General features: G+C 41.3%; 19 protein-coding genes and 1 pseudogene. 9 read left to right on the top strand and 11 right to left on the bottom strand.

The window, feature by feature from the left end:
• Positions 1-816: 816 nt before the first annotated feature.
• Positions 817-1,590 carry an MlaE family lipid ABC transporter permease subunit gene (locus tag PUQ00_RS06795; RefSeq protein WP_300414458.1) on the top strand — a complete coding sequence of 258 codons (774 nt, stop codon included), beginning with the start codon at positions 817-819 and terminating at the stop codon, positions 1,588-1,590.
• 412 nt (positions 1,591-2,002) lie between these two features.
• On the opposite strand, the gene PUQ00_RS06790 is transcribed toward PUQ00_RS06795, so the two are convergent.
• Together PUQ00_RS06790 and PUQ00_RS06785 are read right to left on the bottom strand one after the other, a co-directional pair.
• Positions 2,003-2,449, bottom strand: coding sequence for a hypothetical protein (locus tag PUQ00_RS06790; RefSeq protein ID WP_300414456.1), 447 nt, complete (start codon positions 2,447-2,449; stop codon positions 2,003-2,005).
• 318 nt (positions 2,450-2,767) lie between these two features.
• On the bottom strand, positions 2,768-3,895 hold the full coding sequence (locus PUQ00_RS06785; RefSeq protein WP_300414453.1) for an ABC transporter ATP-binding protein: 1,128 nt from the start codon (positions 3,893-3,895) through the stop codon (positions 2,768-2,770).
• A 298-nt stretch (positions 3,896-4,193) separates the two neighbouring features.
• On the opposite strand from PUQ00_RS06785, the gene mrdA reads away from it, so the two are divergent.
• The 3 genes from mrdA to PUQ00_RS06770 all read left to right on the top strand — a co-directional run bounded on the left by mrdA (position 4,194) and on the right by PUQ00_RS06770 (position 8,518).
• Positions 4,194-6,035, top strand: a complete 1,842-nt coding sequence (gene mrdA, locus PUQ00_RS06780; protein WP_300414451.1) for a penicillin-binding protein 2 — start codon at positions 4,194-4,196, stop codon at positions 6,033-6,035.
• Positions 6,036-6,266: 231 nt separating this feature from the next.
• Positions 6,267-6,809, top strand: a complete 543-nt coding sequence (locus tag PUQ00_RS06775) for a hypothetical protein (protein WP_300414449.1) — start codon at positions 6,267-6,269, stop codon at positions 6,807-6,809.
• 659 nt (positions 6,810-7,468) lie between these two features.
• Entirely contained in the window at positions 7,469-8,518 is a 1,050-nt protein-coding gene (locus PUQ00_RS06770; protein WP_300414446.1) for a serine hydrolase domain-containing protein, read from the top strand.
• Positions 8,519-8,732: 214 nt separating this feature from the next.
• Here PUQ00_RS06770 and PUQ00_RS06765 read toward each other — a convergent pair whose 3' ends face one another.
• A complete protein-coding gene (locus tag PUQ00_RS06765) occupies positions 8,733-9,536 on the bottom strand; it encodes a D-alanyl-D-alanine carboxypeptidase family protein (RefSeq protein WP_300414444.1) in 804 nt (267 codons plus the stop codon).
• Between the two features lie 102 nt (positions 9,537-9,638).
• On the opposite strand from PUQ00_RS06765, the gene PUQ00_RS06760 reads away from it, so the two are divergent.
• Positions 9,639-10,634, top strand: a complete 996-nt coding sequence (locus PUQ00_RS06760; protein ID WP_300414556.1) for an AEC family transporter — start codon at positions 9,639-9,641, stop codon at positions 10,632-10,634.
• 114 nt (positions 10,635-10,748) lie between these two features.
• On the opposite strand, the gene tsaB is transcribed toward PUQ00_RS06760, so the two are convergent.
• The gene (tsaB, locus tag PUQ00_RS06755) at positions 10,749-11,408 is read right to left on the bottom strand and encodes a tRNA (adenosine(37)-N6)-threonylcarbamoyltransferase complex dimerization subunit type 1 TsaB (protein WP_300414441.1); all 660 of its coding nucleotides are present in this window, start codon (positions 11,406-11,408) and stop codon (positions 10,749-10,751) included.
• A 134-nt stretch (positions 11,409-11,542) separates the two neighbouring features.
• Positions 11,543-11,830 carry a hypothetical protein gene (locus tag PUQ00_RS06750; RefSeq protein ID WP_300414439.1) on the bottom strand — a complete coding sequence of 96 codons (288 nt, stop codon included), beginning with the start codon at positions 11,828-11,830 and terminating at the stop codon, positions 11,543-11,545.
• Positions 11,831-13,314: 1,484 nt separating this feature from the next.
• Between PUQ00_RS06750 and PUQ00_RS06740 the strand changes: the two genes are divergently transcribed.
• Together PUQ00_RS06740 and PUQ00_RS06735 are read left to right on the top strand one after the other, a co-directional pair.
• Positions 13,315-13,938: a hypothetical protein gene (locus PUQ00_RS06740; RefSeq protein WP_300414433.1), complete on the top strand. Its 624-nt coding sequence runs from the start codon at positions 13,315-13,317 to the stop codon at positions 13,936-13,938.
• Positions 13,939-14,176: 238 nt separating this feature from the next.
• Positions 14,177-14,401: a hypothetical protein gene (locus PUQ00_RS06735; RefSeq protein WP_300414430.1), complete on the top strand. Its 225-nt coding sequence runs from the start codon at positions 14,177-14,179 to the stop codon at positions 14,399-14,401.
• 74 nt (positions 14,402-14,475) lie between these two features.
• Here the strand turns inward: PUQ00_RS06735 and PUQ00_RS06730 are convergent.
• The 3 genes and pseudogenes from PUQ00_RS06730 to PUQ00_RS06720 form a co-directional block, all read right to left on the bottom strand.
• Positions 14,476-15,072, bottom strand: a pseudogene (locus tag PUQ00_RS06730) (Uma2 family endonuclease).
• A 155-nt stretch (positions 15,073-15,227) separates the two neighbouring features.
• The gene (locus PUQ00_RS06725; RefSeq protein ID WP_300414554.1) at positions 15,228-15,488 is read right to left on the bottom strand and encodes a hypothetical protein; all 261 of its coding nucleotides are present in this window, start codon (positions 15,486-15,488) and stop codon (positions 15,228-15,230) included.
• Positions 15,489-15,543: 55 nt separating this feature from the next.
• On the bottom strand, positions 15,544-15,708 hold the full coding sequence (locus tag PUQ00_RS06720; RefSeq protein ID WP_300414427.1) for a hypothetical protein: 165 nt from the start codon (positions 15,706-15,708) through the stop codon (positions 15,544-15,546).
• A 36-nt stretch (positions 15,709-15,744) separates the two neighbouring features.
• Between PUQ00_RS06720 and PUQ00_RS06715 the strand changes: the two genes are divergently transcribed.
• Positions 15,745-15,888: a hypothetical protein gene (locus PUQ00_RS06715; protein WP_300414423.1), complete on the top strand. Its 144-nt coding sequence runs from the start codon at positions 15,745-15,747 to the stop codon at positions 15,886-15,888.
• A gap of 171 nt (positions 15,889-16,059) precedes the next feature.
• Positions 16,060-16,275: a hypothetical protein gene (locus PUQ00_RS06710; protein ID WP_300414421.1), complete on the top strand. Its 216-nt coding sequence runs from the start codon at positions 16,060-16,062 to the stop codon at positions 16,273-16,275.
• A gap of 166 nt (positions 16,276-16,441) precedes the next feature.
• On the opposite strand, the gene PUQ00_RS06705 is transcribed toward PUQ00_RS06710, so the two are convergent.
• The 3 genes from PUQ00_RS06705 to PUQ00_RS06695 are packed head-to-tail and all read right to left on the bottom strand — an operon-like array spanning position 16,442 to position 22,736.
• Positions 16,442-17,281 (bottom strand): TdeIII family type II restriction endonuclease, encoded by an 840-nt coding sequence (locus PUQ00_RS06705; protein WP_300414419.1) that lies wholly within the window; start codon positions 17,279-17,281, stop codon positions 16,442-16,444.
• A gap of 12 nt (positions 17,282-17,293) precedes the next feature.
• Complete coding sequence (locus PUQ00_RS06700; RefSeq protein ID WP_300414417.1) at positions 17,294-18,730, bottom strand: DNA cytosine methyltransferase; 1,437 nt, start codon at positions 18,728-18,730, stop codon at positions 17,294-17,296.
• Positions 18,731-18,749: 19 nt separating this feature from the next.
• Entirely contained in the window at positions 18,750-22,736 is a 3,987-nt protein-coding gene (locus tag PUQ00_RS06695) for a magnesium chelatase subunit H (RefSeq protein ID WP_300414415.1), read from the bottom strand.
• Between the last annotated feature and the right edge of the window lie 352 nt (positions 22,737-23,088).

Below are 23,088 nucleotides of genomic sequence, written 5' to 3'. Positions count from 1 at the left end.
GCTGGCAAGAATGGCTAACAGTATTCGCCTATCTAGGCTTTACGGTCTTGATTATCTGGCGCGTGTTTACCGCCCAGAATAATTAAAAAAGCTGCATATCATCTCACCAGGGTCTTTTTGCTGAAAGGGCAACACAGTCCCATTTTGTTTAACTTTGACTCGTTGACGACAATTGTAAACCTCGACGGGTCTTTTTACTCCATCCACACTAACGGCTGCCCTGTATTCCCAATAATTTTTAGCACTTCGGTTAATGCTGAGAATGCAAATTCGGTGGCGTAGCCCGTCGTAGATATTGTAATTGCGGCATACAGATGCAAAAGCCGGATGTACCCCTGAAAATAGTAGTATCAATAGTAACATAAATATGATGTATTTAATCCTGTTCATAAAAAATTATTTAACATTACATTGTTTGGAAATATTATGAAATTTTTAAACCCTTTGAGTTAAGTCAATTACTTTTCCCTGTTTGACAGACCTGCGATCGCCAGTTCTAAGTACGTAAAGTATGCTAGCAGTAGCAAAAAGATTAAGATTCCATAAGTACTATTTTTCACGAAAGTTTACTAAACTAAGTTGAACCATGCCCAAACAGCTGCTCAACTTTCAGGGTAAACATCTAGTGCGTCTGTTCATGTACCATACCCTAATACCAATTCGTAATATCCTGCGGGAAGCCGCACTTCGTGGGTCTATATAATTGAGAAATTCAGATGACATCTGGCTGGGTTTCCACCATTTGTATCTGTAGTCTTATTTTGGAGAATTGATATAACATATGTGCAAAAAAAGTCAGTCTTAAGGACGATAAAATTGCGACTAAAAACAAATTTTGAGCAATCTGAGATTCTACGCTGTTTTGCAGCAATACTACTTTTCGGTCAAGTGTGGCTACATTTAATCCAAGGAAAAACCTACTACCGCAAGATTCTGCAACATCTGGTGACTGCTGGGCCGGTTTCTATCTCTCCAGTTCTCCTTGTCAGTGGTTTTGCAGGAATGATTTTTACTATTCAGACGGCGAGGGAATTAGTCCGATTTGGGGCTGTCAATGCTGTGGGAGGTGCTTTTGCCTTAGCTTTTTGTAGAGAATTGGCTCCAATTTTGACCGCTAGTATTATGGCGGGACAAGTCGGTTCTGCTTTTGCCGCAGAAATAGGTGCAATGCGGGTAACAGAGCAAATTGATGCACTTTATATCCTCAAAACTGATCCAATTGATTATCTAGTACTTCCGAGAGTAATTGCTTGTTGTTTGATGGTGCCTTTGATGACGATTTTGGCTTTAGTTACAGGCATCTTCGGCGGAATTTTTGCTGCATCACAGTTTTACCAAATTATTCCCGAAACATTTTTAGAATCAGTCAGAGATTTTTTACAACCGTCAGATTTATTTATTATTTTGCTCAAAGGGTTTATTTTTGGAGTGCTGGTTGCTGTGATTGGCTGTAGTTGGGGGTTAACTACTAAGGGGGGAGCAAAGGAAGTAGGAGAATCTGCAACCAAAGCAGTTGTTACTAGTTGGGTGTCAATTTTTATCATGGATTTTTTCCTCTCTCTACTGCTATTTGAAAAGCCTGTATTTTGAATCCAAGTATTTAAGAACAAGATTTCCGACTTTTTTAAGAAGTCGGAAATCTGAGCGAAAAATAAATTTTTAGGTAAGCAATATCGGTTCGGAAGCGACACCTATAGCGAACGCGAACAGCATCTCGTAAAGAAGGGGAGATGCCAAAGGCGATAGCGAAGCGTTAGCGAGTCATTGGGCGTCAACCCCTTCCGCGAATTAAAAATTAAAAATTAAAAATTAAAAATTAATAATCCCCATAAATAAATTTAGCGCAAAGTCTGAGCGGAGGTTTCCGACGCTCGCGGACTCGCTCTCCGTGGCGCTATCCGTTGGCGCAGCCCGCCGCAGGCATCAGAACTTTGTAAAAGAGGGGCTTGTACCCTTTTCGTTTTCGGTCACAGGCATCGCTAGCTTTTTTGGGTATACTTAATCACGTTAGCGGAATTTGAGAATATATTAACTTGTAGATTAGCGCACCCAAAGCTAAACCTCCCAATGAAAAGATAGACGCAGTTGAAAATGCTAGCCCTTCCCTAAGACCCGCTTTTTGAAAATCTATCCTAACTAATATAGTCGCTGAAATGATGAGTAAGGTATCAAGAAATACCTGAAACCAGGCAATCATGATAAAAAATAAGAAAGCTGCTAAAACGGCAACGCCGAAAGACCTGGTATTTGATTTAAGCAAAATACTGTAGTAATATGTCATCTTCGGCCAAGGAGCAGTCAACGTTACTATTAACAGTAAGATAGCAATTACAGTTGCCACCCACACAAACCGAGGAGCATGTGTTTCAGATATTACCCAGCCCAAAGTACTGTAACTAAGCAGCACTAGCGCCAGGGACACCCAAGGAACTCTTTTCAAAATTGACATTGGTTGATATTCCTAGTATGGGGTCACACAATGAAAGGATTTTGGATTTTAGATTGAAAACAGCAATCAAGTCACTGGCTCTATCATTTAATTTTAGATTTTGCGGAAAGTCTGAGCGTCGTCAGCCTCCGCTTAGAACTTTCCAAGACGGATTTTACATTTATTTTATGTAGCTTGCTTCTGGCAGAGCGAGTATAAATTCGCTTGCTCACAACCCTTTTTAAACTTTGGACTTTCCTGCGGAACGCCGTTCGCGTAGCGTTCCGCAGGAAAGCTTAAAACTCGGTCAAGGTATTATTCCATGACTGAATGTTATAACTATTGACTAATAGCTAAACAATCATTTTCTGTCCACCAAGCGTAGATGGGCGTGTTGCGGTCTGGTAAACCGCCAAAAGTATTAGGTTGCAACACATTTATGCTAATGCCATTTGTTAATTCCACAACATAATTAACGTGTGTGCCCAAATACATAACATTCACAAGCCGTCCTTCAAAGCAATTAGCTGGCAAATTGGGTGAATAAAGCGAAAGCTGTATTTTTTCTGGACGCACACTCACTACCACCGCTTGTGATATTTCAGTTGGTGTATCTTCAGCGCGGCTAATGAGAATTGAGAGTCCCGTTTTTGTCAAAATTTGCACATTAGAAGAGTCTACCGCGACAATTTCGCCACTGAATAAATTAGTATCGCCAATAAAATCAGCAACAAAAGATGTTTGGGGACGTTCGTAAATTTGGCTGGGAGTGCCAACTTGTTCAATTTTGCCTTGGTTCATCACGGCAATGCGATCGCTTAAACACAATGCTTCTTCTTGATCGTGTGTCACCATTACAAAGGTCACTCCCAAGCCTTTGTGTAAATTTGATAACTCAACCTGCATTTCCTTACGCAGTTTTAAATCTAACGCCCCTAAAGGTTCATCCAGTAGTACGACGGTGGGACGGTTGACTAAAGCCCTTGCTAAGGCGACACGTTGCTGTTGACCACCAGAAAGTTGATTGGGAAAGCGCGATCGTAAACTTTCCATTTTCACGAGTTTTAAAGCTTCTTCGACTCTAGCTTCAATTTCCAATTTGGGTATTTTTTTTAACCTCAGTCCAAAGGCGATGTTATCCCAAACATTCAGGTGGTTAAATAGAGCGTAACTTTGAAATACAGTATTGACGGGTCGGCGGTAAGGCGGCACATTAGTCATAGACTGACCCTGAATCAACACCTTGCCAGCGTCAGCGATTTCAAACCCAGCAATTAAGCGCAGTGTTGTTGTTTTACCACAACCGGAGGGGCCTAAAATACTAAAAAATTCTCCTTGTCTGACATCCAAATCGATTCCATGTACTGCTGGTTCTTGGTTAAAAAACTTGAAGACGTTACGCAGTTCAACATCAAGTGGCTGAAAAGTTGTTATCCCCCTCTGATTCTGCATGACAATTTGAGCCATAATCCTCAGTAGAATGCCGTGATCTTAGGTTATTTTGTCAATTAATCTAGTCTATTGTTCAGACTAGATTTGACACTTTGGTTTATTGTATCCGCCAAAAACAATTGTTCAAGAATATACTCGCCGGATTCTTTCATACTCATTACTGAGTATTCCCCCACCATAAAAGTATACACTTAGGAGACATTCTTTGATGAAGCTAACATGCCTTCAAATTACATTTTAGCAATTGCTAAAAGGCTAGCTAGGATTGCGTTTATTCATTTTTAATTTTGAATGCAAAAATTTTGAATTATTTATGTTCCCATCATTTGGCAGCAAAAAAGATACGCGTACAGTTGGACGTGGTTTCCAATCAATATTTTTAATTGTATTTACCCTATTAATCACCGTTGGGATTGAGGCACGTTTGGCATATTTGCAAATTGTTGAAGGGCCAAAACTCCGCCAAAGAGCCGAGGCGAACCGAATTCGGATGATTCTCAAACAACCGGAACGGGGCAATATTTTTGATCGGAATGGTAAGCTTTTAGCTAGTACTCGCTACCCTAGCTCTGTATATTTGTGGCCGATGGCACATACTAAGCCTTCCTGGTCTGTAGTCGGCCCGCGTCTAGCGCAAATTCTCAACATTTCGCAAGATGAGATGGAAAAGAAATTAGAACAAGCAGGTGCTAATTCTTCTTCACTCATCCGAGTTGCTCGTGATCTAAATGAAGCAGAAATCACGGCATTAAAAGAGTATAAAAATGAACTCCCGGAAGTGGAAATCAATACCGATTCTGTACGTTATTATCCCCACGGCAAGCTATTGGCGCATGTACTAGGTTATACGCGGGAGTTGACCGCCGACCAATTAAAGGACAAGAAGGAGTCAGGCTACCGACTGGGAGATGTAATCGGTCAGATGGGGGTGGAAAAGGCTTATGAGAAAACTCTGCGGGGCGAATGGGGCGGTCAGCAGGTGGAAGTAGATGGTGCGGGTAGACCAATCCGGGTTTTGGGAGAGAAACAGGCAAAAGCTGGTAACGATTTGCACCTGACCATAGATTTAGATGTGCAAAAGGCAGCAGAAAAAGCTTTGGGAAATCACCGAGGCGCGATCGCCGCAATTGATCCAAAGAATGGTGCTGTTTTAGCAATGGTATCTTACCCCACCTTTGACCCAAATATCTTCTCCAAACAAAAACTCTCCCAGAAAGATTGGGAAAGCTTGCAAGGTAAAGAGCATCCGTTGATCAATCGTGCCCTGAGTGCCTTTCCGCCCGCCAGTACTTTTAAAATTGTCACTACAACAGCTGGACTGGAATCAGGTAAATTCTCCCCTGACTCAGTATTACAGACCTTTGGTTCCCTGACTGTTGGGGGGGTGACTTTTGGTGAGTGGAACCACGCCGGATTTGGGCCATTAGGATTTCCCAGAGCGATCGCTATGAGTAGTGATACTTTCTTCTATCAAGTTGGTAGAAAAGTCGGTGGCCCAACTTTAATCGAATGGAGTCGCAAATACGGGTTTGGTCAAAAAACTGGCATTGAGTTTTCTAACGAAGAATCAAAAGGCTTGGTTCCAGATGAAATATGGAAGCTGAAAGTTTTAAAAACACCTTGGAGTGTGGGTGACACCATTAATATGTCAATTGGTCAAGGTGCTTTGCAAGTGACACCCCTGCAATCGGCGATTATGTTTTCTGTCCCTGCTAATGGCGGGTATCGAGTTCAGCCGCATTTGCTCAAAGACAACGAAGAAGCAAAAAGTTGGCGCTCATCGTTAAATATGAAACCGGAAACTATCAAAGTTCTCCGTGAGGGACTACGGAAGGTGGTGAGTGAGGGTACAGGTAAGAGCTTGAACGTGCCCACAATTCCCCCAGCGTCTGGAAAGAGTGGCACTGCTGAAGCCGGCGTTGGTCGCCCAAATCATACTTGGTTTGGTGCTTATGCCCCTAGTAATAAACCGGAAATTGCAGTTGTGGCCTTTGGTGAAAATACTGGCGAGCATGGTGGTACTATTTGTGGCCCGATGGTTTTACAAGTGTTGGAAGCTTATTTTCAGCACAAGTATCCAGGTAAGTATCAAAAACCTCAGCCTGAGCCATCAGAAGCTAAAACCCCCAATTCAGGACATGTGACTGGAGACTAGGGCAAGGAAGAATTAAAATAATTCTTAATTAGCGCTCTTTCATCACGCTCTCCAGATAAAAAACAATAATCCTTGCTAAACAAGACTTTCATTTCAAAGAGATGATTTTAGCCATAATGTTAGAAAATAAAGCTCAAAAGACAGAAACTGACTTTTGTAACTTTTTATGAAGCAGGTATGACCAAAGAGGGGAAGTAGCTAAGAAACGGACGATTGATTTCTTGAATTTGAATGTGCCTTACAGATTATTTCAACTATGCTTTCGGAATAACCCAAGATGACGATGTAGTTTCTTTAGTAATTAAACTTAAGCGTTTTACCAAAATCATGAGTAAGAATTATAAGCCAGGCGATCGTGTAATTGCGTCTACGGGAAAATTTAAAGATAAAGGTGGTGAGGTGATTTGTTCTGAAGTTATTGGTTCCCAGTGGGCATACATTGTCAAGTTAGATGAACAAGTCACTAAGGAAGAGATTCTAGAGAGGGATTTAGAAGCAGAATATCTAAAGCTGTTTGAAATAGATACCGAAATAACAAAGCTAAAAAAACTGGTTAATGAAAAAGCTGACAAAATTTCAGACAAAGTAGTAAAAGAACTACCTGAACATTTGACGTACCTTCAGAAGGCTCTAGAGTCTAAAGAGAAATTAGAATCTGAAAACGAGTACACTTACATATCAAAAGAAATGGAAAGAGTATTTGGCAGTGAGTTAGTACAAAAAAATATAAGCTTGAAAAAATTAGAGCATTGCTGGAAAAAATTGCTCAAATAAAAGGAAATTAGCCATCGTGTATATACACGATGGTTGTATTTTAAGTTATCGTGTATATAAAACCCATTTGATATCTTTTCAGGCGGTATTTGCGACAGCTTTATAAAGAACCACATAATCTAGGCTTATGCGTAAGCGTCTAAACTTGCTTCTTAGGAGAGAGTGCGGGTTTTTTGTTGGACATACCCATGTGTTATAGCTACAATACCAGAGTCGTAGCTAGAACACATGGGAACGCCGGGGAAGCTGACAACCCAACTGGGCTGGAAGATAATCAAAACTAATGACCAATAGCCAAAACCCGCACTCCTACGAGAGAGTGCGGGTTTTCCATTGATAACCAATGTCTATCAGCCAATGTCTAATAGCCGGCAACCACGCAGCTATATGGTTCGTAGTCTGGATGTGACAAAATGGGGATTTTGCAGCAGGGAGAAAGATAAGAGCCACAAAACTTGCTGCTTGTTATAAGCTGAAGCAACTTAAATCCATAGAATTGGTTAAAAATACATTAGACATCTCCAGAAATTAAATATGCGTTATCTAGAACCCTTGTAGAGACGCGAAATTTCGCGTCTCTACATTCTTTTCCGGAGATGTCTATTTTGTAATTTGGAATTATTTTGTCTCGCTATCGCCAAACAAAAATGAGGTGAATCGTGATTGACGACTACATTCGAGCCGCAATGACTAAAAACCAGATTCCTGGACTTTCTGTTGCAGTGGTGCAGGAAGGTGAACCTGTTTTAGTTAAGGGCTATGGATTGGCGAATGTTGAACACTCTGTTCCAGCTACTGAACATACAGTTTATGAAATTGCGTCTGTCGGTAAAACTTTCACCGCTACAGTCACAATGATGATGGTAGAGCAAGGGATAATTTCGCTAGAAAATGCGATCGCAGATTATCTCGATCATCTACCCATAACGTGGCAAAATGTCACAATCGGGCATATTCTGTCTCATCAGTCTGGAATTCCTAGCTATACCGATGCCCCAAACTACTGGGAAATTACCCATCTTGATTTATCTAAATCTGAAATTTTGGCTCTAGTTACTCAACTACCCCTCAAGTTCCAACCGGGTGAGTTTAGCGCCTATGACAACACAGGCTACTATCTACTGGGTTTGATGCTAGAAAAGTTAACTGGACAATCTTATGAAGATTTGTTGCAAGATCGTATTTTTGCTCCTTTGGGAATGAATGCAACCGTGATGAATGATCCCAAAGACATTGTGCTACACCGGGCTGCTGGCTATCGGTTGCTAAACAGCAAACTCGTTAATAAACCTTATTACAGTCCTTCAGTCACCTATTCTGCTGGAGGTCAACTCTCCAGTGTAGAAGATATGGTGAAGTGGGAACAGGCGCTTTGTAGTGCAACTTTGTTAAAGCAATCAACCCTTGATAAAATATGGACTCCTCATTTTTCAAATCAGGGGGATGATTGGGAAAAGTTGAGATATGTTGCAGGTTTAGGTTGGTGGGTATTAAATTATGGCGATCGCCGAGTAGTTAGTCATAATGGTTCGATATTAGGATTCGCAAGTAACATTACCCGCTTTATTGATGACAAAATTACCGTGATTTTACTTTGCAATCTAGATAAAATTTCCCGACCAGATGCGATCACTAAAAAAATTGCTGAATACTACTGTCCAGTTCTTAAGGAAGTGGCGCTTCAGCCTCCACTAGGAGAGGGGAGGTAAAACCAATGACTCCTGACGGAATAATTCCTAATTCGTAATTCGTAATTAAGAATTAATTATGAATTCTTAATTAATTCATTGAGGGTACAGAGCAAATCAATTTATTGATGAAAAAAATAAATTTGATTACTTATTCAGAGCAAACACATTTATGCGTGGGGTAATAATTACGAATTACGAATTAACAATTACGAATTATTTTGACTCCTGTCTTTTATGGCGATATCTTAGCGGGTTTCAAGTTTCTGGCTTTGTAGAACATTTCCAAACTATCGCGATCGCCTACAAAACGCCAGTGCCAAGGCTCATAACTCACACCTTGAACATTATCTTTAGGAAATGACATTTCAAAGCTGAAACGCGCTGCATTTGCTTGCAGCCATTGATAAGCCTTGGTATGGTCAAAATTAGGTTGGACATCAGTTGCTGGTACTGCTCCGTCTCCAATATCCACAGCATAACCTGTGTGATGTTCGCTATGACCAGGAGGAGCGCTGAGGGCGGCTCGTTCTGCTGGCGTTTGATTTCGTTGGGCACCGACATCAAAAAACAACGGATCTTGGTCTTTGACTGAGCGAAAGCCAGAAATTGGTACTAAAATTACACGTGCACTTCGCGCTGCTGCTACCATCTGCTCAAACTTTTGGGCAGCAGCTTTTCGCATTCTAATGCTCCTCTTTGCGGAGATAGTTACTAGTTCTGATTCAGGAGCTTCTGGGTATGGAAAATGCCCTAACACAGTATCGCTAGAATTATTTGATGCTGCTGGAGTTGTAGGAGCAGAATTAGCTGGCAAAGGTTGAGAATCGGCGGTTTTTTTGGGTGCCGTGACGAAAAACAAAAAACCGCTAATTAAAGCCAGCAGGACAAATCCCGTTACTCCCCCAATCAGCACAATTCGGCGTTGCAACCAAATTTTAGGTGTTGCATCAGGGGTATCGCGTACAGCCACTGGAATATCATCACCAAGGTCATTCGATGAGTTTTGCGGTTTTCCAGAAAACCCAGCCTTATTCAAGGGTAAACTCCTGTTTCTGTGGGATAGCCATAACAGATTTTGTACTGGACAAAAGTAGACGTAACAGCTAGCATTTTACATCTGTGGTTTTTAGGCGCAATTTTGATAAACCTTTTAGAACTATACGTCAAGCTGGGAGGATTAGTCCTGGTAGGTTTTATTGTGGGACGCAAACTACCTGTGACAGTTCCTACACGTTTGGGACAGTTTCTCTTTTGGGTGGGAGTACCCATCAGCATAGTATCGTTTTTGCGTCAATCTAGCTTGTCGGGGCAAATTTGGATTGCACCTGCGATCGCTTACCTAGCTATTTTACTAGGAGGATTTTTAGCTTGGTTAGGAATTAAAGCACAAGCCTATTTTAAAAATCCTGTCCCCCAAAAATCGACTCAGGCTAGCTTGATATTAGCAGCAATGTTAGGTAATACAGGTTATCTTGGCTTTCCCATTACCTTAGCAATGGTAGGTAAGGAATACTTTGCTTGGGCGCTATTTTACGATTTGTTAGGTTCATTCCCAGGAACTTATGGCTTGGGTGTGTTACTAGCAGCACGTTTTGGCGGCGGTATGCATAATTATTGGCAGACTGCTAGGGCTATCTTAATTAATCCTGCACTATGGGGTTTCGGATTTGGCTTGCTGTTTCGGGAGGTGACAATTCCCACAGTCGCGGAATTCTGGTTAGAGAAATTTGCTTGGAGTGTCGTAACTTTATCTTTGATGTTAATTGGGATGCGACTGGCGCTGCTCAAATCTTGGGGTAGCCTACCACAAGCAGGGATGAGTTTGGGAATCAAAATGTTGCTAGTTCCTTTGATATTGGGCAGTATATTACCACTGTTTGGATTAACTGGGCCGATCGCAAAAGTCATCGTGCTACAAATGGCCATGCCTCCAGCTTTCGCCACACTGGTAATTGCTGAGACATTCAATCTTGATCGCGATCTGGCGGTAACTGCTTTAGCTGCTGGGGCTATAGTATTGCTGGTTACTCTCCCACTTTGGCTGTGGCTGTTTTGCGATCGCTATTTGTACCATGTGCTATTTAACACTCACGTTTCACCTTTACCACTCTCCCTCTGCTATCAATATTTATAACTTCTAAATTCTTACTTGATACCTAAACAACCAAATTTTTCCACGCTTTATTAGTGGCTCAATTTCTGAATCTCACCATACGCACGGTAGAACCATCGCCTGCCGATTTGCCTGTTATACACCATCTACTGGATGCTGCCCATAATATGGCAAAGCCTCTGACCAATTAGAACATTTGCCCTCTTCCCAATCGAGATTAGCTAGTTCCAAAATACTGGTTACTGTCGCTGCTAACCCAGATTGGGCGTGAATTAGCTGATAATCAGTCTTCCAATTCGCTAAAGTTTCCTGCCATGCTTCAGGTGTCAACACTCTATCTGACAAACACACTCTTAGTTTAGAAGCATCTGGCTCAAACTGATAAATAGCAGCAAAAATTTGACCTCGTTGTGCTGGCATTTCCACAGCAAGAGTTTTTAGATTTTGACTTTTGCCTACTTCTGACCAAGCTACCCCAGCCAAAGTTGAAATCGCAAATACAGGAATATCTAACTGTTGCCCTAAAGTACGGGCAGTGACAACGCCAATCCGAGTTCCCGTAAAGCCGCCAGGGCCTTTTGCAACTGCGATAAAGGACAAATCTGCCCAACTTTGCGGTTTGATAAACTCAATTAAATATTGATGTATTAAGCTAGATAAATCACGTCCCAAATTCCAAACTTGAGAGCGAGTCTCGCCGGACAAATTACTAATTCCCAAACCCAATTCGGGAGTGGTGGTGTGTAGTGATAAAGCGTATTTTGTGGTTGTAAGATGTTTTAGTTCTGTGGTCAAAGTTAATTAAAATATTGATTTTTTAGAGTTGACTTGATTTATCTATTCAACCACATCATAGTCAAGTTGCCATCGTTGTGAGGGGAAGTGATTGAAAAACGTGCAGGACGCTGCAATCATTCTGACTTCTCCCGTTAAGTCTCAAAAAGCTTGCTCATAAAGGATTGTGGATAAAACACAGTACAGTAATTAAAATTCAGTGCTAAAGGTAACAAGCTGTTTATTGGACTGGTGGGAGAAAAATTTTGCGACCTGTGAATTGGGCGATATTCGTTTGAATCAGGACTTACGCAAAATTGTGAAAAAACGAACCGCAAAGGAGAGGCAGCGCGGTCTTGGGGAGCCAGTGCGTTGGGCGGCTTCGCCGACTTGTTCGCGTAGCGTCTCCCCTTGGGAGAAGCATCTGGCGTGGTCTTCCCCATGAGCGACTGCCGTCGCAAAGGACACAAAGGAATAAGCTTTCAGAGAGTTCGTCTGTCTGCGACACGCTATTCGCGTTCGTAGAAAGAGTTGGCAGCTTGCTAGAAACACTTAACGGGAAAAGTCAGATATAGGCGCGAAAAAGAATGTAGAGACGTAACAGTGCTACGTCTCTACAAGGGTTCTTGATAACGCATATTTAATTTTTAAACCATCTATATTGAGCATGGCTAAATCGAGCAGAATCACATCTAGATTGTGTTCAGTTGCTACCTATGTCGCGTGTTTGCAGGAAAATTGATCACTGTAAAACACTATATTTCACTCATAAATTCAGATGTGCTGACTCTGATTTACAAGGTTTCAGAGACTTTTTCATTTTGAGGAGAAAGAGAGCGAATTAACTCGCGAATCACATCGGTTGCTGGTCTCCCCGTAATTGAACAGTATTGTTCAAGCTTCTGTGCCTCGGTTGATGTGAGATTGATTGTAAGTCGTTTAGCAGCCCATTTTTTATTCATGTATTAGAGAGACAAGCGATATTTTTAAACTACTTCTCTAATATCAATCATTTAAGCTGCTAAAACAATGGTATAACTAATGACATCTAATTTAAGTAATGATGAAGCCGGATATTATTTTTTTCTAAGCAATAGTCAAAAGGTAGGGTAAATTCTCAAGTATGAAGTTTAGCTACTTTGAAGGCAGTAATTATGAATAGAAAGTAAAAGGAATATTAAAGTAACTAAACACAAAATAAGTATTTTCACCAACTGTCATTGAACTAATTATAGCAATCCGATTTGATTCTTGAACTTATTTGCGTAGGCAGGGAGTAGGGAGTAGGGAATGGGGAATCAGCCCTTTCGAGTTGTACGGAGTTTTTTCAAAAATCAAATAGGAGTCCTATAGCTCAGGACGTTCTTCCACCAGTTCCATCAAAGCATATGCTGTGAGAACTCTTTCACCAGCATTTCCTTGACTCACAAATGCTTCCATATCATGCTCACGTCATCAGTCAAATTCTGAGTACTGTAATCAATGGTCGCCCAATGTTGCACAGTTGGGGAGATATGGGAGAATACACATGGATAGTTGTTTAGGGTTTTCTGCCGATCATTATTGGACGGCTGACGCAATCTGTCTGGAAAAATCTATTTAGTGTTGCTCTAGCGGGAGTTTGTCTATTTAGCTACGGGTATGTGATGCTCCAGACTTACAAGTTTGGTTGTGGGAGTAGTTTTTTAATTAGCGCAGTCCCCGCATATGCTGAGTTTAAACCACGCGATCGCAAACCTATCAGTGGATATTCCCGTGCAGGTGGTTCGCGTGGATATTCGAGTAACGGATGGTTTATTTGTTAGAAACAACATATGCATAAAAGAGCGCCTTTAAAACAAATCAACATACCTATAATTAAGCTAAGTTGGCTTCACGGTGTGGAACAGTTAGGACGCTTTCTTATTAGCTATATGTCGGATTTATTATGTCTAAACCAAAAATTTTGCAAGAAGGACAGAGTTACACTTTTCGTTCTTACTTCGAGTTACCTTATGAAACAGAAGATATTTTAGCTGAATTGGGTTATAGCTTTTCACGTTCGCGTATGACCTTACCCTCTTCTCAACGTATACCACAACGTTTACCTGAATTACGTCAGCAAATCGAGGAGTTGTTACCACTAGTAACTTTATCGAGCGAAACTGCACGTCGAGAAATTATGGTGGCACCAGTACTTTCGGAACTAGCGCGTTTTTGTAAGTGTCAAATGCGTTTAGAATATCCTCTCCAGGTAAGTTACCAACTCAAAGGTAATCTAGATTACTTACTGCGAAGTACAAACACAGATGAAAGAGGTAAAAATTTTCTGGTAGTAGAGGCTAAAAACGACGATTTGTCAAGAGGTTTTACTCAACTATCAGCGGAGTTAATCGCTTTAGCAATAGCAGAAGAACAAGATATTCTTTATGGTGCAGTCACAGTAGGTGATACTTGGCGTTTTGGTTTATTAGAACAACAGCCTCTTCATATTACTCAAGATATTACTTTGTATCGTGTGCCTGATGATTTAGATGTTTTAATGCAGATATTAATTGGAATTATTGAATAATAATTACCTTTGGCATAGTCAAATATATTCAAACATCAACTAAACCTCGTCCATTTTCAAACATGGAGTAATGCGGGCAGTGTTCGACTGAGCGATGGTATCCCAAATTGCCTGTACAATACGGATTCTATCTTCAACACTAAGAGTTGCGATTTCGTTCAAAATAGCTGTGATATCCATGCTGATTAACTTGGAGTGAGGAAGCAACTGGTACACCTAAAATATAGCGGACAAGATTTTGTCCATCAAATCAAACGCTGCATCTGCTTTGATGCCCAACAGAGCGATCGCCTATTGCGAAAGAGTGAGGGATGTCAACGACGGACTACGCCTACGCCTTGCAGAAACCTCAAAAATAAAGCGTAGACGCTTCTTCGGCTTGTCGCTAGACATCGCTTGTTGTGGAAGAGTCAGCGTTAGTAAAGCTCACCGTCGGTATCGCCTTGCAGAAAACCTCAAATAATACTGCGATCGCCTGTTGTATATGTTGCTTAGGCGTAGCCCGTCGTAGACATCGCACTTTGTATTTTAATCAATTCACCAGATATCTTTAAGATTAAGCACAAATTCTGGTAGCACATCTTCTCCTGATAAACTAGCAGGAGATTGCAGCACTTCAACATCTCTACCAAAACGATAAATTTCTACTTGCCGAATCTCTAAATCAATTAACCAACCTAATCTAGTACCGTTGTCTCGGTACTCTTGCATTTTATTTTGTAGCCTTATTAAATAATCAGTATCAGAACGCAATTCCACGACAAAATCAGGACATACAGGCGGAAATCTCTCTTTTTGCTCACTTGTGAGAGAATCCCATTTGTCACGTTTTAACCAAGATGCGTCAGGCGATGTCTACGACGGGCTACGCCTACGCACTGCCCCATTTGGTAAAATAAACCCAACCGAAGAACCAAAAGCTATACCTAGTGATTCATCACGATTCCACACTCCAAGTTGAGCAGTTAAATTAGCATTGCGGTTGCTAGTTAAACCTCTGACTAGAGGCATTAGTAGCAATCTGCCATCAGCATTACCTTCAAATCTGATTAATTCATTTATCTGACATAACTGGAAGAATTGCTCATCTGTTATTTGAAGAACAGGAGCAAAGTTGATAATTAAGGCATCCATAGAAAAATTTAAACTTGAATATTCATTTAGAGTAGATCGCCATAGACATCATCCTCAGCATTATCCCAAACTGTATCCAGCGATCGCTTTGCAGAAAACCTCAAAAACAAAATGTCAGCCAAAAATTTGGCAATAAAAGGGTTTGTTATGCAGAGTTACAACTTATCGATCAACTTGTCATATTCTGCATGTGTACCGATCCAAAACCACGAAATTCCACCTTCTACCTCGACACCTAAAGCTCGGTAATTTAGTCCTGCTCGAACTGGCCAATACTTGTTGCCAATCTTTTTGAAATGGAGTGATAAATGGGACGGATCTGTTTTTAGTAAGTGATAGCATTGATCGACAGTCTGTTGCACATTTTCAGGCAGAGTATTGTAACATTGCCAGAAACGTCGCGTTGTATAGTGTATAGATTTCCCGACAGTGACCCGCCTTGAATTCAGCGATGTCTACGACGGGCTACGCCTACGCTTCCTGTGCTAAAGCTTCCAATTTTCCATCAGCAACGTCTTTCTCTAATTGCTTATCCCAGCGTTGATAGTCCAAATCAGCAAACCACTCTATGAGTTTTTTATACTCATCAGGTGACAGTTGAAGAATGGCGGACTCAATTTGCTCAAGCGTTAACATAAAGGGATATCAGTTTCACTTTGAATAAATTATAGCTTGCCTACAGATTGTCTTTGTGTTGTAACTAATGTGGCGATCGCCTGTTATAAAAGAGTGAGCGATCGCCTTGCAGAAAACCTCAAAAACAAAGCGATAGCCTGTTATGAAAGAGTGAGTGCGACGCCGAATAGCCCGTCGTAGACATCGCCTTGCAGAAACCCTCAAAAAAGCGAGCGCATTATTAGCTGCTTGAATTGTCTCACCAGTAAGTCGCAGACGTGATTATTCTAGTTGTAGCTTGGGGTAAACGCAGTGAAACCCAACGAATAAACTATGATCAAGAAGCAGACTTGATTTACTAGAGTGCTTTGCATGGTTTCAGCAGAATTAATCTCCACTTTGCGAGAACTTAGTCGAGCAGATAAGTTTTACATTATGCAGGTTTTAATCTCAGAGTTAGCCCAACAGGAAACTGATCTGATTAAGCCTGATCAGTCCTATCCTGTGTGGTCGCCTTATGATGCAGTTGAAGCCGCAGATACTATGTTAAAAGTGCTACAAGCTTCTAAAACTCAAGACCATGCGTAACGCTGAACGGTATTCCTTAAAAACAAAGCAATCGCCTGTTATGGAAGAATGGTGCGTAGGCGTAGCCCGTCGTAGACATCGCCTTACAGAAAACCTCAAAAACAAGGCGTAGACGCGTAGCGGATTGCCGAGCTTTTTACTGTTGGTTGTATTTGTTAAACAACTCTTAAAACCCAAAAGCTAAAGCATCCAACATATATTTGCTTTTATCCCGTCCCACTTCCAGATATATTTCTAATAATTCTTCATAAGCAGTTGCTCCCCCTACAATATTCCAAAATTCATTTCCAATAATTACAGCCTCTTCAAAAGGTAAATAGCTTTTTGCCTGTGTCCATTTATAATCCGCTTTGGTGATACCATATGGATTATAAGGCATAGCATAGTAAGCTTGTAATTGAGGACGATTTACACCGCGCAGTAAATGAAATCTAAGCAGACGTTGCAAGACTTCTAAACATTGTCCTTTGTTTGGTTTAGGAGCTTTGATTTCAAATAAGAATTCTGTGCCGTCTTTCGCTAGAATATAAAGATCAGCGCGAACGACCTTTATTTCTAAATCATCACTACGACAAGCATTAATAACTGCTGTTATCATCTGTTCAAAAGATGGCTTTGCTTGTTCTTTTTTAGCAGCAAATTCGTAATTTTGTTTTTGAAGTTCAGCTTGTGCAAAAGCAGCAATACTTACTTTCGATTTAATATCATAACTCCGACGCACATCTTGATGATGTTCTAGAGCAATTAAGCGAGCGCATTCTTCAAAACAATTACCTAGCTTTGTACTCAAACCTCTTTCAAATTGGTTGATACGTATTAATTCTGGTGGAATCAGTGCTGCTTGAAATGGTTTCAATTCTCCATTAGATGAAAATCTTAATAAATACTCTGCTGCATTATCTGGCTTTAAAATTTTACGCCCTTTATACTCATCTACAAGAGCCTTAATAAATCCTTCTAGATAACCTTTAATTACTGCACGAGTTTTTGAACTAATAGCTGCCATATTTAAATTTATTTAATCTATGGGGATTATTTTTAACAAAGCTTTTGCTAAATGGTAAACGACAGGAACAGAAACCGCATTACCAAATTGATGCTTGGCTGTACTCTCACTCTCAGCGATTTTAAAAGTTTCTGGAAATCCTTGTAATCTAGCGTAATCTGTAGCTATTAAATGTTTATAGTTCTTTTTGACATAAATTTCTTGAATAAAAGTTTGCTTATATGCTTCTGGCTCCTGACATTCTATAGATATAGTTGCAATAAAGTCTCTAGTTCCAGTTGCTGTTAAAGTTGCGATAGCCTCAGCATGAGGCAAGAATATTTTAGAAATGCCATTAATTCCTGAAGAAATTTTAGAATTAACAAATTCATAGCCTTTACCCTCGACAAGATGTAAAATTTCTTTGGCTACTAAAGTATTTATTTCTTCAATCTGTAAACTAGGAATGAGAGTTTGTAATATTGCAAATTCTAAAGGATTACCATCTTTGAGTCCATAAATTTTCTTTCTTCTATTTCTCAATATAGTTTTACAAATGAGCTTTTCTCTTAAAGTCGTTTCTATTAAGTCCCAAGAATGAATAGTAGTATGTCCATCTCTGATATCAGCAAAAGTGAAAAAATCATTTAATTCATCTATTTTTTGAAATCTGCCTCTAGAAGCTGGAATTTTACCATCAGGAAATAAAATTTCTGGTGAAAATCTTTTTTTGGTAAAATTACTATGTTGAATACCAGCAATTACGTTATAAAGCTTTAGCTGTTTATTTAAAGAGTTAGGAAACGTAAAAGCCCAGCATTTTTCAATATCATTTCTAATTCCAACAATAAATATCCTGTCTCTATCTTGAGGTAAACCAAAATCGTAGGAATTAAGCACCTGGTATTTTACTACATAACCATATGCTGTGAGATTATTAAGTATATATTCCAGGCTTTTTCTATTTCTTGGCTCTGTTAAACCTTTAACATTTTCAAATATAAATGCCTTTGGTTGGTTAGCTTTTACTACTCTAAAAACATCAATCCATAGCTTACCTCTGGGGTCGTCTAAGCCTTGTAATTTCCCAGCGATTGACCAAGGTTGACAAGGAACACCACCGACTAGTAAATCTATGTCAAATGGGAGCTTATTTAAATTAGTAATATCTCCTAAATATGCTTCATTAGCATTGGCATCACGAATAAAATTATTTTGGTAAACTTTAATAGCTTCTTTATCAATTTCCGAATAGCCTAGACATATTCCTCCTAACTCTTGCAGAGGAATTCTAAATCCACCTATGCCAGCGAATAAATCTATAAATGTAAATTTTGATTGAGAATTTATAACATTTACAGGTTCAAATAACTGAAATAATTCTAGTTGTTGAGCATAAACACCTGTTTCCATGTGTTTCTTTTTGATCATGCCGGATTCATAAATAAAATAGCAAAGTTGGGCAGGCATCTTGCCTGCCTAACTAGTACTATTCTATCCCTTCAATTCTGTCTTCAACCTCTTGGTACAACTCGCGCAGACGATCTAAATTATCCTCGCTAGTCTCCCAATAACCGCGTCCATTCACTTCCAATAAAGTTGATACAATCTTACGGAAAGAATGGGGATTAAGGTTCAGCAACCGCTTCTGCATTTCTTCATCTTTGATGAAGGTTTCGTTAGTATCCTCATAAATCCAGTTATCCACAGCGCCTGCTGTCGCACTCCAACCTGTTGTATTCACTAACCGCTTGGAGAGTTCGCGCACACCTTCATAACCGTGATTCAGCATCCCCTCGTACCACTTGGGATTTAATAATTTGGTACGCGCATCCAAACGCACGGTTTCTGATAATGTCCGCACTTGGGCGTTAGCTGTGGTTGTATCTGCAATATAAGATGCTGGTTTTTTACCATCACCCCGCAGACTTGCCACAAGCTTAGTGGGATCAGAATCAAAGTAGTGGGAAACGTCCGTCAAACTAATCTCGGAAGAATCAAGATTTTGGAAAGTTGCATCAGCAGTTTTCAATGTACTTTCAAAAATCTGCCGGGATTCGTCCATGATTCCGGGGTTATCGGAATTGAAGGAGAAAGATTTCCGGTTGAGATACATTTCCTGCAACTCGGCTTCGCTATCCCAAGTGCTGTTTTCTACCGCCAAGTTGATATTTGACGAGTAGGAACCAGAAGCGTTGGAGAAAACGCGCGTCGCTGCTTGACGCAGATTAATCCCCATTTCCTCAGCTTGCAGCAAAGCGTGTTTGCGAACAAAGTTCATTTCTAAGGGTTCATCTGCCTCCGCCGCCATTTTCACCCCTTGGTCTAGCAGGTTCATTTGGTTGATGAACAAATCGCGGAATACACCAGAACAGTTAATTACCACATCAATTCTGGGGCGTCCCAACTCTTCTAGAGATATCAATTCCAACTTGTTCACCCGTCCCAAGGCATCGGGAACTGGACGCACGCCCACCATCCACATAATTTGCGCTAGGGATTCGCCGTAAGTTTTGATGTTATCGGTTCCCCAGAGGACGCAGGCAATGGTTTCTGGCCATTTTCCTTCATTTTCCGCCTTATTACGTACCAAAAGCCTGTCTACAACGATTTTGGCTGATTGAACTGCTGCTGTTGTTGGGATGGATTGGGGATCGAGTGCATGAATATTCTTACCCGTAGGCAACACATCCGGGTTGCGGATCGGATCGCCACCAGGGCCAGGTAGGATGTACTCACCTTCCAAGCCTCTGAGTAATGCTCCTAGTTCGTTGTCGGCACAAACTTGTTGCAGGCAGAATTCCAAATACTCAAATAGGGGTTTTAGGGCTGCGCTATCCACTTTAGGATAACCTGCTTTATGCAATGCTTCTACCCAAGGTTCTTTTTTGCCCATGTTGAAGAAATTCAACCGGGAAACCAGGGAAACTCGTCCTTCCGCGTCGATTTGCTCTTGGACAAGAGCGCTAACTGCTGCACGGGTTGCCAAGGTAATATCTTGCAATAACTGGACATCTTCTAAAATGCCTCTGTCGTTACTTTGGTAGATATCGTCAATGTTACGCCCAATGCTGTTAGCGATAATTCCCGGTAAGCCTTGAAGTCCTTCTTCCTGACGATCTAGACTAGCAATGTTGACCAGAGTTGCGATCGCTTCTTCTGCACTTGGAGGTTTACCAATGACGTGCAAACCACAAGGCAACAACCGCGACTCAATTTCCATCAACTTGCGGTAGACGTTGCCAACAATATTATCCTGCTCATCGGCACTCATGTCTCTGGCATCGGTTTCTGGGAGGTTAATGTCCTTATCCAGATTCACGATCCGGCATTTATCCATGATGCTGTTGACAATGGGAATGCCGCGTCCACTATCTTTCAAGGTTTGGTAGGAAGCAATTAACTCGCTGAGTTCCTTCAAACCTTTATACAAACCAGCATTTTCTGCCGCAGGTGTCAAGTAGGAAATCGTTTCGGCATAACTCCGACGTTTAGCAATTGTCGCCTCACTCGGATTATTGGCTGCGTAGTAATACAAGTTGGGAATTGAGCCAATCAAGTTATCTGGATAACAATCACCAGACATCCCCATCTGTTTACCTGGCATGAATTCCAAAGAACCGTGTGTACCAAAGTGCAGTACAGCATCAGCTTTCCAAACTTGCTCTAGGTAAGTGTAGTAGGCAGCAAAACCGTGGTGAGGACTAGCGGAACGGGAGAACAACAGCCGCATCGGGTCGCCTTCGTAACCAAATGTGGGTTGGACACCAATGAAGACGTTACCGAATTGCTTCCCATATATCAGCAGATTTTGCCCATCGCTGTTGAGATGTCCGGGAGGTGGGCCCCAGTTTTCCTCTAGGCGTTGAGAGTAAGGGGTCAGCGCCTCATACTCAGGAACCGACATTTTGTAAGCAATGTTGAGTTCTGGGCTGTTGTACTGCGCTTGGGCATCATGGATGACTTCTTGCATCAACACTTCGGCTGATTCTGGTAATTCTGGCAAGTCGTAGCCATTATTTTTCAGGGCTTTCATCACCTCGTAGATTGAGCCGAATACGTCCAAGTAAGCGGCGGTTCCCACGTTGCCTTTATCTGGCGGGAAGCTGAAAACAGTGATAGCGACTTTTTTATCTAGCTTCGGCTTGCGGCGGAGGTTAGCCCATTTTAAGGCGCGTTCGGCTACAGCTTCAACCCGATCGCGCAGTGCGATCGCTTTCCCTGTAGTTCCATCTCTACCTGATAAAATTATCGGCTCAATTGCTCCATCCAATTCCGGAATCGCAATTTGCAAAGCTACTTGAATCGGATGCAAACCTAAATCGCTATCCATCCACTCTTCTGTGGTTTGGAATACTAAGGGTAAGGCCACCATATAAGGACGGTTTAAGCGTTTGAGTGACTCAATTGCCTTGGGATGGTCTTGTCTGGCTGGGCCTCCAACTAAAGCAAAACCAGTCAGCGATATGACTGCATCTACTAACTGTATGTTGGTATTTGGTTCATAAAAGTATGCATCCACAGGCTTGGAGAAATCCAAACCACCAGCAAAAACAGGCAGTACCCGTGCGCCTAGTGCTTCCAACTCCTGCACCATCGCTACATAATGGGCATCATCCCCTGTAACTAGGTGAGTGCGTTGCAATACTAACCCGACACAAGGAGCTAGGGGATCTTTGAGATCACTAGAAATATCCTTACGAGCTGTATACCAATTGAGGTACTCTCTGACATCCTCAAACATACTAGGAGCCAAAGGATGCCAAATCCCTAAATCGGGATAAACCACCGGCTGTTGATATGTAGAAGGTGCAAAATTTTGTTTCTCTAAACCTTTTAATACGTATTTATCAGCCAGCATCAACAAGAAGTTTTCCAGGTTTTCTGGAGAACCACCTAGCCAATACTGAAAACTGAGCATGAAATTTCGGGCGTCCTGTGCCTTATCCATTGGTAGGAACTTCAGCACTTGCGGCAGCGTTCGCAAAAGCTTCAGCATCCCATCTTGGAATCCCGCACCGGATTTTTCTTTGCGTTTCCGCATGAATTGCGCGATCGCACTTTTTGACTGACCCAACTGTGCCAAGGAAAAGCTGCCCATTTTACTCAGGCGCATTACTTCTGGCATGGAGGGAAAGACAACGGAAACGTCCAGGTGATCGCGGTGTGGTTCTACTGCTGCTACTACTTTCTGTGCTAAGTCTTCAATGAAAATGAGGGAAGCGATGAAGATATTCGCACTCTCAATTTCTCGTTTGAACTCTTTGTAGTTCTCTGGGTCGCGGAGTTCCTCAATCAAGTACCCGCTGATTTCAATCGCCAAGTTTGGATTGTTCGCGTTAATCGTGCGAACCGCTTGCGACAATGCACTCTGGTACTGGGACTCAAGCACGACATAGACCACCTTGATTAAATTACGTCCGCGTAAGTTATCAGGCGCAATGTGTCTAATGGTGGACTTGACGTGTGTGAACATGCTTCCTCGGCTCCTTTGATGCGTGTTCTCTCTGGAAGTTCTTAGCGGCATCAGCCGCCACAATTAACTTCTTACTTTTTTGGCAATATGTGTTTTTTATCAGAAAACGCTTGCCCACTGGGCATTTTATCCTGTATCTGACACAAATCGATATAAAAAACGAAATATTTCTTTGTAATTGTTGACTTTGTATAAAAGTATTGGCTCACTTTTTTGTAAATTTTTTGTAATATCTTCCAATCGTTAAATAGTTATTTAAAGATATTGTTCTCCTTACAAAACAAAGCCCGTATAAGCCAATACGGTTCAGTTAAGCCTGGAACTCAGATAAAATAAGCATTATTCACAAGCA

Origin of the sequence: Nostoc sp. S13 (assembly GCF_029379315.1) — a bacterium.
Taxonomy (GTDB): Bacteria; Cyanobacteriota; Cyanobacteriia; order Cyanobacteriales; family Nostocaceae; genus Nostoc.
Note: the sequence above shows the minus strand (reverse complement) of the source record. Positions and strands in the feature narration are given on the sequence as shown.